15 protein-coding genes are annotated in these 10,943 nt (G+C 58.9%); 7 read left to right on the top strand and 8 right to left on the bottom strand.

Annotation, left to right across the window (positions count from 1 at the left end; genetic code table 11):
• Window positions 1-7 precede the first annotated feature (7 nt).
• The gene (locus PMI11_RS07630) at window positions 8-754 is read right to left on the bottom strand and encodes a LuxR C-terminal-related transcriptional regulator (protein ID WP_007815195.1); all 747 of its coding nucleotides are present in this window, start codon (window positions 752-754) and stop codon (window positions 8-10) included.
• A gap of 400 nt (window positions 755-1,154) precedes the next feature.
• Here PMI11_RS07630 and PMI11_RS07625 point away from each other — a divergent pair, with 400 nt between their 5' ends.
• On the top strand, window positions 1,155-1,430 hold the full coding sequence (locus PMI11_RS07625) for a CtrA inhibitor SciP (RefSeq protein WP_007533628.1): 276 nt from the start codon (window positions 1,155-1,157) through the stop codon (window positions 1,428-1,430).
• A gap of 15 nt (window positions 1,431-1,445) precedes the next feature.
• On the opposite strand, the gene PMI11_RS07620 is transcribed toward PMI11_RS07625, so the two are convergent.
• Complete coding sequence (locus PMI11_RS07620) at window positions 1,446-1,910, bottom strand: paraquat-inducible protein A (RefSeq protein ID WP_007815193.1); 465 nt, start codon at window positions 1,908-1,910, stop codon at window positions 1,446-1,448.
• A 103-nt stretch (window positions 1,911-2,013) separates the two neighbouring features.
• On the opposite strand from PMI11_RS07620, the gene PMI11_RS07615 reads away from it, so the two are divergent.
• Window positions 2,014-2,292: a GNAT family N-acetyltransferase gene (locus PMI11_RS07615; protein WP_007815192.1), complete on the top strand. Its 279-nt coding sequence runs from the start codon at window positions 2,014-2,016 to the stop codon at window positions 2,290-2,292.
• Window positions 2,293-2,408: 116 nt separating this feature from the next.
• Here the strand turns inward: PMI11_RS07615 and PMI11_RS07610 are convergent, their stop codons facing one another.
• The gene (locus PMI11_RS07610; protein WP_007815190.1) at window positions 2,409-2,759 is read right to left on the bottom strand and encodes a hypothetical protein; all 351 of its coding nucleotides are present in this window, start codon (window positions 2,757-2,759) and stop codon (window positions 2,409-2,411) included.
• A 436-nt stretch (window positions 2,760-3,195) separates the two neighbouring features.
• Between PMI11_RS07610 and ctrA the strand changes: the two genes are divergently transcribed.
• Complete coding sequence (gene ctrA / locus PMI11_RS07605) at window positions 3,196-3,897, top strand: response regulator transcription factor CtrA (RefSeq protein WP_007815188.1); 702 nt, start codon at window positions 3,196-3,198, stop codon at window positions 3,895-3,897.
• 128 nt (window positions 3,898-4,025) lie between these two features.
• On the opposite strand, the gene PMI11_RS07600 is transcribed toward ctrA, so the two are convergent.
• Together PMI11_RS07600 and PMI11_RS07595 are read right to left on the bottom strand one after the other, a co-directional pair.
• The gene (locus PMI11_RS07600; protein WP_007815186.1) at window positions 4,026-4,388 is read right to left on the bottom strand and encodes a response regulator; all 363 of its coding nucleotides are present in this window, start codon (window positions 4,386-4,388) and stop codon (window positions 4,026-4,028) included.
• Window positions 4,389-4,501: 113 nt separating this feature from the next.
• Window positions 4,502-5,149 (bottom strand): histidine phosphotransferase ChpT, encoded by a 648-nt coding sequence (locus tag PMI11_RS07595; RefSeq protein WP_007815183.1) that lies wholly within the window; start codon window positions 5,147-5,149, stop codon window positions 4,502-4,504.
• Window positions 5,150-5,328: 179 nt separating this feature from the next.
• Here PMI11_RS07595 and PMI11_RS07590 point away from each other — a divergent pair, with 179 nt between their 5' ends.
• Both PMI11_RS07590 and PMI11_RS07585 read left to right on the top strand, forming a co-directional pair.
• Entirely contained in the window at window positions 5,329-5,919 is a 591-nt protein-coding gene (locus tag PMI11_RS07590) for a DUF1134 domain-containing protein (RefSeq protein ID WP_007815180.1), read from the top strand.
• A 129-nt stretch (window positions 5,920-6,048) separates the two neighbouring features.
• Window positions 6,049-7,209, top strand: a complete 1,161-nt coding sequence (locus PMI11_RS07585; RefSeq protein ID WP_007815178.1) for a hypothetical protein — start codon at window positions 6,049-6,051, stop codon at window positions 7,207-7,209.
• A 6-nt stretch (window positions 7,210-7,215) separates the two neighbouring features.
• Here the strand turns inward: PMI11_RS07585 and PMI11_RS07580 are convergent, their stop codons facing one another.
• A complete protein-coding gene (locus PMI11_RS07580; RefSeq protein WP_007815176.1) occupies window positions 7,216-8,040 on the bottom strand; it encodes a TrmH family RNA methyltransferase in 825 nt (274 codons plus the stop codon).
• Between the two features lie 7 nt (window positions 8,041-8,047).
• The gene (locus PMI11_RS07575) at window positions 8,048-8,440 is read right to left on the bottom strand and encodes a hypothetical protein (protein ID WP_007815174.1); all 393 of its coding nucleotides are present in this window, start codon (window positions 8,438-8,440) and stop codon (window positions 8,048-8,050) included.
• Window positions 8,441-8,482: 42 nt separating this feature from the next.
• Between PMI11_RS07575 and PMI11_RS07570 the strand changes: the two genes are divergently transcribed.
• On the top strand, window positions 8,483-9,508 hold the full coding sequence (locus tag PMI11_RS07570) for an RluA family pseudouridine synthase (protein WP_007815172.1): 1,026 nt from the start codon (window positions 8,483-8,485) through the stop codon (window positions 9,506-9,508).
• A gap of 13 nt (window positions 9,509-9,521) precedes the next feature.
• Here PMI11_RS07570 and PMI11_RS07565 read toward each other — a convergent pair whose 3' ends face one another.
• Window positions 9,522-9,683, bottom strand: a complete 162-nt coding sequence (locus PMI11_RS07565; protein WP_007815170.1) for a hypothetical protein — start codon at window positions 9,681-9,683, stop codon at window positions 9,522-9,524.
• 269 nt (window positions 9,684-9,952) lie between these two features.
• Here PMI11_RS07565 and rpoH point away from each other — a divergent pair, with 269 nt between their 5' ends.
• Window positions 9,953-10,861: an RNA polymerase sigma factor RpoH gene (gene rpoH / locus PMI11_RS07560; protein WP_007815167.1), complete on the top strand. Its 909-nt coding sequence runs from the start codon at window positions 9,953-9,955 to the stop codon at window positions 10,859-10,861.
• Window positions 10,862-10,943 lie beyond the last annotated feature (82 nt).

Below are 10,943 nucleotides of genomic sequence, written 5' to 3'. Positions count from 1 at the left end.
TCGGCTGTTACACCAGCCGATACCGGAATGCCCGGGCGACGGCCTGCATGCGGTTGACCGAATCCAGTTTGCGCATTGCGCTCTTCAGATATCCCACTACCGTATGCGATGAGAGATCGAGAATGATCGCAATCTCGTCGCTGCTCTTGCCCGCAGCCGACCAGCGCAGACATTCGATCTCCCGCCGGGTGAGGCTTTCCGATGGCCGGTCTTCCGGCTTCTCGTCGCTCGGCAACGTGTCCAGAAGCTCCATACAGCCATAAAGCAGCGCCGTCGCTTCTTCGCGGGAGGGCATGGCACGCGCCCCCGAAAAGGCGAAGATGTATTGTTTCAGGTCAGCGTCGTGTAGCGCGAACGCGAACGTATGCTTCAGCCCGTGCATCTGAAACATCGTGTTCAGACGGCGGTTTTCCTGATTCGCTGCATTGCCACCAAAAGGCCCCTCTTCGCAGAAGACAGGCATGATCGTGCGCTTCATGACGGCGACCAGCTTGCTGCAATAGAAGAGGTCCGCCTCCTCGTAAAAGTTGACGAGGCTCTGCGGCCAGTTGCTGATCAGCTTGTTTTCGAGAAAGGCCGTCCGGTCCCCGCGCGGGAATATGGAAAACAGGTAGAATTCGAACCCGGCGGCCTTCGCCAACTCGTCCAGGCGGCTTGCACCATCGACAGCGGAAATGCCCGCAGAACGGGCCTCGAACGCAGAAAATGCGGCATCATCTGCGCAGTCGCGGACTGCGCGTTCACGTCTCTTCATTCTCTTATTCCTTCACGGGCCTGGCTTCGGCCCGGCCTCGCAACCGGCCGCGGATTGAACGCGCCGGACGATCAGGAAAGACGGCATGTGCCCCGCATCCGAAGGATACGAAGCATTCAAACGGCAATCTTTATTGATACTGCGAGAGGAACGGAGACGAAGTCTTTGCGCTCACACTTATGTTGCAGCGCTTATAAAATTATCCGGAAGAAATATGTAACATTTATTCCGCATGGCTCCCATGCAGCCGTATCAAATTGACGTAACGGCAGGAGCCCGCAAATCAGCCCTCCGGGCGCGCGTCTAAAATTATTATCAAAGTCTTACCATGCGTTTAGGCAATTTTTAAATGTGGCAAGTTAGAGTGGCACCCGTGGTCTTGCGTTGTGTAGAGAGTCCAATGACCGAAATGATACGTCCCCGAGTGAAATATGTCATCGGCCCCGATGGCAGCCCCCTGACGATTGCGGATCTTCCGCCGCCGAACACGCGGCGCTGGGTCATCCGCCGGAAGGCAGAGGTTGTCGCGGCTGTTCGCGGTGGCCTGTTGAGCTTGGAAGAAGCCTGTGAGCGTTACACGCTCACTGTCGAAGAATTCCTTTCCTGGCAGTCCTCCATCAACAGCCATGGTCTCGCCGGCCTGCGCACGACGCGCATCCAGCAGTACCGCCACTGATCCCATTCGATTTGATTATTTCGGGCCGGACGCATTTCCCTTAAGGGAATGAAGAAGGCCCGAAATCATTGCCGAGGCCGCGTAACACCAGAGGCCGGGTTGCGTAAACGCATTCGCAAGTCCCGTCGTCTTCGCTGCCGCAATCACGATCGCAACCAGCAGCACGTCCATCATGGACCACTTGGACAGATGCGGCACGACGTTGCGATAAAACAGGCTGCCGGTGCCGCCGGCAGCCATGGATTCAGCCGCGATCCCGATCATTTTCAAAACCGGCAATACGATCGAGACGAGCGCCACCAATACCGCAAGCGCCACGTCACCTCCATTCCAGAGCGAAGCCACGATTTCCAGCAATGACGGCGTCTCATCGAAGAACCAGAGCTTCTCGAAACGGATGAGCGGCAACACAAGGCCAAGCGCCAGTAGAAACGGCGCCGTCACCAATAGAACGGGCCGGACCGCCGAAAGCCTGTTCAATTTTCCGCCTCCCCTTTGAACACACTGTCTCCTGCGGACACGGCTTGGCATGCCGATGCCGCCATGTCACGTTCCCGATCACATAATTCGTCAGGAGACAGACATGGATATCGGGATTGAAGAAAACACCTCCGGCGGCCGCTATGTTGCGACGTTGGAGGGCCATGAAGCGGAGATGACCTATTCCCGCACATCACCGAAACTCATCATCATCGATCATACCGGCGTGCCGGACGCTTTGCGCGGCAAGGGCGTCGGCCAGGCGCTCGCCCTTCACGCCGTCGAGGCAGCCCGCGAGGGCGGCTGGAAGATCATCCCGCTCTGCCCCTTCTTTAAATCGCAGGCGCAGCGCCATCCGGATTGGAACGACGTGGTAAACTGAGAACGTCTGCCATACGATAGAAACACCAAAAGCCATGCATGACGGACACCGCGCCCATCATGCATGGCTTCTGTGGTTATCCCCCAAGGCGCCGGGACCGGCGCCTGCAACATTCGTCAGGCCCGGACGCGAACCGCGCCGTCACGCTCTTCGAGCGCCGTTGCCCTGGCATATTCCGCCTGCATTTCCTCAAGCGCCAATTCCAGCGCCTCCTCCTGAACCTTCAGTTCCTTGATCGAGACCTGAAGATTGTCGGCGCGCTGACGTGCGGCCTTGGCGAAGGTCGGATATGCAAAGTGATTCGGGTCGGAAATACCGGACTTCTTTTCCTCGACGACGATCTGGCTCTCCAGATCCTTCGTCATCCGTTCAAATTCGGACATCATCATCTGCAACTGCTGCAGCTGACGACGTTTTTCGTTAACCTGAAACTCTTTCAGGCGAACGAGGCTCTCTCGCGACTTCATACGCATTACTCCCGTGATGCGAGACCCCGGCTCAACTTGAAACCGCCCTTGCGCGCCGCTTTGACACGGTTTGCTAAAAAATTTCCTGCGATATTAACAAAAACCTACCGCTGGTAACCTTTCGTTTACGGGCATCGTTAATGATAGGCCCGATGATTTAAGGCTCGGTAAACACCAGGACAGGAAAGCCGAACCTTTTCATTAGCGAGTCGGATGAATCACTTAGCGCATATTCTTAATGTCGAAGTTGAGAATTGCGTTTCGAGATTCCCATTGGAAAACAGGGAAATGGAAAAATTATTTAATAAATTCGATACTCCTTGCCAGAGTGAATTAGAATTTGTTAACCATTTCGTGGCAGCTTCCAAATCACGTAGCTTATTCGGTATCGCGTAGGGGGCCATGCCACCTTTCGGCGGCGGTAAAGGGGATAATTATGCGGGTACTTCTGATCGAGGATGATAGCGCTACGGCGCAGAGCATCGAACTGATGCTCAAATCTGAGAGTTTTAATGTTTATACGACAGATCTCGGCGAAGAAGGCGTGGATCTGGGCAAGTTGTATGATTACGATATCATCCTTCTCGATCTGAACCTTCCCGACATGTCCGGATACGAAGTGCTGCGCACTCTCCGCCTGTCGAAGGTCAAGACGCCGATCCTCATCCTCTCGGGCATGGCCGGCATCGAAGACAAGGTTCGTGGTCTCGGCTTCGGCGCCGACGACTACATGACCAAGCCGTTCCACAAGGACGAGCTCGTCGCCCGTATCCACGCCATCGTCCGTCGGTCCAAGGGCCATGCCCAGTCGGTCATCATCACGGGCGAGCTTATCGTCAACCTCGACGCCAAGACCGTCGAAGTCGGCGGCCAGCGCGTTCACCTGACGGGCAAGGAATATCAGATGCTGGAGCTTCTCTCGCTCCGCAAGGGCACCACGCTCACCAAGGAAATGTTCCTGAACCACCTCTATGGCGGCATGGACGAGCCGGAACTGAAGATCATCGACGTCTTCATCTGCAAGCTGCGCAAGAAGCTCGCAAATGCTGCCGGCGGCGCCAATTACATCGAAACCGTCTGGGGCCGCGGCTATGTGCTGCGCGAGCCCGATGGTGCCGAATACGCCGAAACCGCCTGATCCGCCGAATCCCCTTACCAAATGAAAAGTCCCGCCTCGCCGGCGGGACTTTTATTTTGTCGGCAATGTGCGGAAATGAAAAAAGCCGCCCAAAAGGACGGCTCCCGTTAACGATTTGCGCGACCTATTCAGGCAGCGATCGCGCGATTTCCGAACACGGCGGTGAGGATCTTGCGGTCGAACGGCTTGAGCAGGAAGTCCGTTGCCCCTGCCCGCTTACCGGCCATCAGCTTTTTCAGATCGGCCTCGATGACGCAATAGTAGATCTTGACCTCTTTGCCGCCGTCCATGGTGCGGATATTGGCGATGAGATCAAGCGCGCCTTCCATGCCCGAATCGACGATCAGATATTCGGGAAGCTCCGCCTGGCAGCGCTGCAACGCCTCTTCGGCATTCGAAGCTTCGCTCACCAGAAAATCGAGCTCGGAAAGGATTCGCTTGCCGACCTTGCGAACGATGTCCGAACTATCGGTGATCATGAATCTCTGCATGGCAGCTCCTTACCCCTCGCGCTGTCTCCGTCGAGGGTCTTCCTAACCTTCGAGGATAGGTTGATCAGGCTAAGGAATCGTTACTGCACCCGCTTCGATCAGCAATCGGTGAACTACGCTGCGGCAACCTTGGCAGTGAAGATGATCTCTTCGGCGCTGGCTGAATAATCCAGAACCATGCCGCATTCTTCCGCCAGCAGCACAGTGTAATAAGGCTGGATCGAATGCGCATCGATCGCTTCCTCGGCGGTGCCGGTGGCGATCTCGACGAATTTCGGCGGCAAGCGCATCAGCTTGCCCTTGGCGACGAGCTTGAAACTGGCATCGAATTCCGGATTTTCCAGCGTAATATCCAGATTGCCGCCACGCGGAATGGAAGAATATGCGACGAGGAAGAGGTTAAGGAGCAGCTTGACCCTGTTCTTGGCGACAATCGCGCGTGGGCCGCTCCAGCTCACTTCGGTCTTCTTCTCGGCCACGGCAAAGTCCTTGGCTGCACGTTCGGCCTCGCCGGTATCGATCGAGGCGCCGACGGAACCGGATGCACCGAAGGCAAGGCGTGCGAATTTGAGACGGACCGAGGCATTGAGCGCACTGGTGCGGATGAGATCCATCGCATCCGAATCCGCTCCGCCTTCGTCCAGAAGCTCCAGACCGTTATTGATCGCGCCGACGGGCGAGATCACGTCATGGCACACACGACTGCAAAGAAGTGCTGCCAGGTCCGGGCCGGACAGAGTGAGATTCGGGTTCTTGGACATCATCGTCTCCTGAGGGGCAGTGTCATTCCACCCGGTAGTGTGCCTGATCAAAATTGCGCGAAGTTTGCGACCGTACTCGCCGCCATAATGACACCATATTTGGTAAACCGATTGTTAAGACGATCGGAGCAAAATGCATCAAATGCCAATGCCCCCGACAATGACGAATGGATGACATCATGCGCCTCCAATTTCTCGGAAGATTTATCGGCTTCTGCAAGTTGCTGACCGCTATCATGATCTCGTCGGTGATGATTACAGGACAGGCCGCAGCGCAGCAGAACAACGGCCAGTACACAGTGCAGGAAATCGTTGACGCCGGCCACTCCTTCTTCGGCGAGACCAGCGGCGGTCTGGCCAAGGTGGTTGAAAGCGCCTTCCAGAAATACGGCCTGCCCAACGGCTATATTCTCGGCCAGGAGGGCGGCGGCGCCTTCATCGCCGGCCTCACCTACGGCGAAGGCCAGCTCAATACCAAGAATGCCGGCGAGCATCCGCTTTACTGGCAGGGTCCATCTCTCGGCCTCGATTACGGCGGCCAGGGCTCCCGCGTCATGATGCTGGTCTACGACCTGCCGTCCATCGACTCCATCTATGCTCGCTTCGGCGGCGTCAGCGGCTCGGCCTATGTCATTGCCGGCTTCGGCATGACGCTTCTCAAGAACAACAATGTTCTGGTCGTGCCGATCCGCACCGGTGTCGGCGCCCGCCTCGGCATCAATGTCGGCTATCTGAAGGTCACCCCGAACCCGACCTGGAACCCCTTCTGAAAAGCCAAAATCACCGCTAATATCCTTGGGAATATGGTCCTGCCGGTGCCCGCAGCCTTGTCGCTGCGCGCGCTGCGTGCTTAATCAGGCGGACTGACCCGTATCAACCTTCGAATCGATGGCCGCGCCGTGATCGAATATGCTCTTTTGTTCGGATTGGGCTTCCTGACCGCGGCCTTTCTCGTCTTTCTGGTTTCGCCCGCGGTTCACCGCCGCATCGTCTGGTATACCGAAAACCGCCTCAAGGCGACGATGCCGCTGAGCCCGCAGGAAGTACGGGCACAGAAGGACATGGTGCGCGCGCTCTACGCCGCTGAAAATGCCCGCACCGCACAGGACCTGCACCGCGAACGCGAAAAGTCGCTCTCCCTCCAGCTGCGCCACGACGCACTCGCCGTCGATGCCGGCAGGCTAGCCTCCGAAGTCAATGAGGCGCGCGCACAGATCGGCGAAATGCAGGTTGAGGCTGCCGAGCAGCGCTCCCACCTGCGCAAGGACGAAAACTATATCAGCCAGTTGAAGACGAACCTGCATATTGCCGAACAGGCGGGCTCCAACAAGGATAGCGAGCTGGAAACGCTGCGGGCGCGGCTTTCCAAGATCACGGAACAGGCCAACAACCTGAAGATCGACCTTGCTGCGCGTGAGACTGAAGCCGAGAACCTGAAGTTCCGCACCAATGCCCTGCGCGACGAACGCGATACGATGCGCCAGGACGTGACCGTGCTGCAGAAGCGCGCCAAGGATGCCGAACAGAAGCTCAGCCAGCAGCAGCACATGGTCATTCGCTTGGAAGACAAGGCCGCCCGTGAGGCCGCCTCTGCCGCTGACAAGGAAGCCCTGCTCGGCCGCCGGCAACAGGAAATCGCCAAGCTGAAGGATCAGTTGAAGGCTGCCAACGCCGAACTCCGTAAGGTCGCCAAGGTGCTGCGTGATGCCGGCCTCTCCAAGGCCATTGCCGATCTGCCCGCCGAAGCGACCAGCGAAGCAGAAACCTCTGAACTCGATCTCGCTGCCATCGCAGCGCAGATGAGCGACAATGTGCGCCGGCGCAGTGCAGCACTTGCCGACCACCTTCAGAAGGCAAGAAACAATACCGGTCGTGATGGCGCGCTTCGCGAGGAAATCACCTCGATCGCCGCCAACATGGTGGCGCTCACGGCGCTCAAGGAAGGCCCGTCCTCTCCGATCCTCTCCCTCCTACCTGATGGCGGGGAGAAGAAGGGCGCAAACGACCGCGTAAACCTTGCCGACCGCGCGGCTGCGATCATCGCCGATCCGCAGCGCTGAACCCCGTCAGATCCGCGCCATCGCCGAAGATATGGCAAAAAGCGCAATACCCGTCGCCGTCGCCACGTTGAGACTGTCCAACCCTTCGGACTGCGGAATGCGCGCACTGCGGAAACGGGAAAGCACCGCTTCCGGCAGTCCCTCGCCCTCAGTGCCGACGACGAGCGCCATGCGATCGGAAGCCGGTATCTGCCGGATATCCGTCTCGCCGCGTGGCGAAAGCGTCCAGATTGAAAAGCCGCGCTCGGCAAGACCAGAAAGAAGAGCGAGCGCATTGCCGCCGCGATGATAGGGCATGCTCAGGACCGAGCCGACCGAAACGCGCAGCGCCTTGCGGTAGAGCGGGTCGCAGCAGGTCTCATCAAGGAGGATCGCATCCGCCCTGAAGGCAGCGGCATTGCGGAACATCGATCCGGCATTGTCGTGATTGGAAATGCCGCAGCCGACGAGGACCAGCGCCTGCTCGGGCAGCGCATCGAGAAGCACGGTTTCCGTCGCCTGCTCGCGGCGGCCGAGCGCAAGCACGCCGCGATGCATGTTGAAGCCGACGATACCGTCGAGAATATCGGCGTCGGCCACATAGACGGGTACGTCTTTCGGAAAGCGGTCGAGGATTTCCGCCACGCCGTCGAGCCGATTGCGGAGCAGCAAGATCTTTTCGGCTGAAAATCCTCTACCCGCCGCATGCGCATCGGCGAGCATGCGCAGCACGACGGTACCCTCGGCGATGAAGCGGTTCTGCCGGCCCGTCAGGTCGCGCTCGCGGATAGCGCGAAACTCGGTGATCCGCAGATCGTCAGGGGTTTCGATCGTAAGGGGCTGTCCGGCCATGCCGGCCTCAATTACCCGACAACGTGATGTCAGCTACGATGCGGCCCGCTTTGATATCGAAGACCAGGGCCTTGCGCTTGCCGTCGACCGCCGTGCCGTAAAACAGGATCTGTCCGCCCGAAAGCGATGTCTGCTCGATCTTGAAGCCGAGCGGCAGCGCGGCCGTTGAATTCATCGGCGCGTCGGAGGGAACACCGGAAGAGCCTGCAGACGCTGTGGTCTGCGAGGGCTCCGCGCGCGTCACCTTGTAGACAACAGCGCCGAAGACCGCCATAAGGCTCACGAACATGATGGCGCCCGAGACGATCTGCAGGCGAACCATCTTGCGCCGGACACTTTCCATAGCCGGATCAAGGGGCTTTTCTTCCTGCTCATCGTCGGCTGGCTCGAATTTCGTCATCTATGGCGTCCCGTTCTAAAAATACGTCGGAGAAGAAGCGTCTTGAGCGACCCCTTTAAACAAGCAGATGACAATAGAAAAGTCCTGACCGCCGATGAGACAGCCGAAGGCCGCCTCGACGCCTGGCTGACCGCGCAGGTCGGCGAGGAATTTTCCCGCAGCCGCATCAAGGCGCTGATCAAGGATGGGCAGGTCTTTTTGAAGGGCGCGCCGATTACCGATCCCCAAAAGAAGGTGCGAGCCGGCGACAGCTACGAGATCATCCTGCCCGAGCCCGAAGATCCGGCTCCGAAGGGCGAGGATATTCCGCTCGATATCCTCTACGAGGATGAAGACGTCATCGTCATTTCCAAGCCGGCGGGCCTCGTGGTCCATCCCGGCCCCGGCAACTGGACGGGTACACTCGTCAACGCGCTGATCTACCATTGCGGCGATACCCTCTCCGGCATCGGCGGCGTGCGCCGTCCCGGCATCGTTCACCGCCTCGACAAGGATACGACCGGCGTCATGGTCGTCGCCAAGAACGATATGGCGCATCGCCATCTCTCGCTGCAGTTCGCCGATCACGGCCGCACCATGCCGCTGGAACGCGCCTATCAGGCGATCGTCTGGGGTCGTCCGCGCTCGCTCTCGGGAACGATCGACGCGCCGCTCGGTCGTGCCACCGGCGACCGCACCCGCCGCGCCGTCAAGCGCCCCGAAAACGAGAGTGCCGACGAGGCGATCACCCATTACGAAGTGCTCGAGCGCTTCCACGAAAGCCCGGATGCGAGCGCGCTTGCCTCGCTCGTCGAATGCCACCTTGAAACCGGCCGCACCCACCAGATCCGCGTCCACATGGCCCATATCGGCCATCCGTTGCTGGGCGACGCCGTCTACGGCGCCGGCTTCAAGACCAAGGCCAATCTTCTGCCCGACGAGGCCCGCAAGGTCGTCAAGGCTTTCGACCGCCAGGCGCTGCATGCCTACATGCTGCAATTCGAGCATCCGCGCACCGGCGAGGTGATGCATTTCGAAGTGCCGCTACCAGGTGATATGGTGGAGCTCGCTGACGCCCTTCGGGGATGAGAGATGGTCGCTGCTATTTCTTGGAGCCGGCACCCAGGATCCGATGCGTGGCATTGTCGAGAGCGTGGCTGGTGTCACGCCCGTCCTGTGCCAGCCCCCTGGCGGTGTTCCCGCAGGATGAAAGAGCAGCCGAAAGCGAAAGCAGCAGGATGGCGGCAAGGGCTGGTCTGATCATCTGGTTCCTCTCATAAAAGCGGCTGGGCAAGAGTGCCACCGCCACTGGAAAAATGCGGCAGCTGTCGGTAAAATCAATGCCTCTGGTTGGCTCTGGCAAAGGCCGGATAACGCCCTCGTGAACGCCGAGGGGACCTTGAATCGCTGTTTCGCCATACTTATCTGTAGATAGACTTATTGCGGGCTTGGAGAGAGCCGCATGTCCCGGTTTGCCTTTAACGCGAGGGCGCGTTCCATCGGGAACCGGAATCCATATAAGGAGGGTGCATCATGGCCCGAAATAACTTGCCGTCCATTACCGCCGGCGAAGCCGGTCTCAATCGTTACCTGGACGAAATCCGCAAATTCCCGATGCTGGAGCCGCAGGAAGAGTACATGCTCGCCAAGCGTTACTCCGAGCACGGCGATCGCGACGCCGCCCACAGGCTCGTCACCAGCCATCTTCGCCTCGTCGCGAAGATCGCCATGGGCTATCGCGGCTACGGCCTGCCGATCGGCGAAGTCGTGTCCGAAGGTAACGTCGGCCTCATGCAGGCTGTAAAGAAGTTCGATCCGGAACGTGGTTTCCGCCTCGCCACATACGCCATGTGGTGGATCAAAGCCTCGATCCAGGAATATATCCTGCGTTCGTGGTCTCTGGTGAAGATGGGCACGACTGCCAACCAGAAGCGCCTGTTCTTCAACTTGCGCCGTCTGAAGGGCCGTATCCAAGCCATCGATGACGGCGACCTGAAGCCGGAGCATGTGACCGAAATCGCGACCAAGCTGAACGTCTCTGAGGAAGAGGTCGTTTCGATGAACCGCCGCCTTTCCGGCGACGCATCGCTGAACGCCCCCATCAAGGCCTCCGAAGGCGACAGCGGTCAGTGGCAGGACTGGCTCGTGGACGACCACGACAGCCAGGAAGACGTGCTGATCGAGCAGGATGAGCTCGATACCCGTCGCCGTATGCTGTCGAAGGCCATGAGCGTGCTGAACGACCGCGAACGCCGCATCTTCGAGGCTCGCCGCCTTGCTGAAGATCCGGTGACGCTGGAAGATCTTTCGGCCGAGTTCGACATCAGCCGCGAGCGTGTCCGCCAGATCGAAGTCCGCGCCTTTGAAAAGGTGCAGGATGCGGTCCGCAAGGAAGCGCTGGAGCGTTCCAAGGCCGTGCGTGTGGTCGAAGCGACCGCATAAGCTGGTCGTTATCTGAAATCAAAAAAGGCGGGTCCTTGCGGCCCGCCTTTTATTTTGCGTGATTTCCGAGGCTCCGCGACGC

The sequence above is a fragment of the Rhizobium sp. CF142 genome (assembly GCF_000281145.1).
GTDB lineage: Bacteria > Pseudomonadota > Alphaproteobacteria > Rhizobiales > Rhizobiaceae > Rhizobium.
The sequence above is the reverse complement of the archived record's forward strand: the minus strand, read 5'-3'. Positions and strand labels throughout refer to the sequence as shown.

Coding starts and splice junctions, on each gene's coding strand:
- PMI11_RS07630 (WP_007815195.1), bottom strand. CDS start 754: ATGAAGAGACGTGAACGCGCAGTCCGCGACTGCGCAGATGATGCCGCA.
- PMI11_RS07625 (WP_007533628.1), top strand. CDS start 1,155: ATGACCGAAATGATACGTCCCCGAGTGAAATATGTCATCGGCCCCGAT.
- PMI11_RS07615 (WP_007815192.1), top strand. CDS start 2,014: ATGGATATCGGGATTGAAGAAAACACCTCCGGCGGCCGCTATGTTGCG.
- PMI11_RS07610 (WP_007815190.1), bottom strand. CDS start 2,759: ATGAAGTCGCGAGAGAGCCTCGTTCGCCTGAAAGAGTTTCAGGTTAAC.
- ctrA (WP_007815188.1), top strand. CDS start 3,196: ATGCGGGTACTTCTGATCGAGGATGATAGCGCTACGGCGCAGAGCATC.
- PMI11_RS07600 (WP_007815186.1), bottom strand. CDS start 4,388: ATGCAGAGATTCATGATCACCGATAGTTCGGACATCGTTCGCAAGGTC.
- PMI11_RS07595 (WP_007815183.1), bottom strand. CDS start 5,149: ATGTCCAAGAACCCGAATCTCACTCTGTCCGGCCCGGACCTGGCAGCA.
- PMI11_RS07590 (WP_007815180.1), top strand. CDS start 5,329: ATGCGCCTCCAATTTCTCGGAAGATTTATCGGCTTCTGCAAGTTGCTG.
- PMI11_RS07580 (WP_007815176.1), bottom strand. CDS start 8,040: ATGGCCGGACAGCCCCTTACGATCGAAACCCCTGACGATCTGCGGATC.
- PMI11_RS07575 (WP_007815174.1), bottom strand. CDS start 8,440: ATGACGAAATTCGAGCCAGCCGACGATGAGCAGGAAGAAAAGCCCCTT.
- PMI11_RS07565 (WP_007815170.1), bottom strand. CDS start 9,683: ATGATCAGACCAGCCCTTGCCGCCATCCTGCTGCTTTCGCTTTCGGCT.
- rpoH (WP_007815167.1), top strand. CDS start 9,953: ATGGCCCGAAATAACTTGCCGTCCATTACCGCCGGCGAAGCCGGTCTC.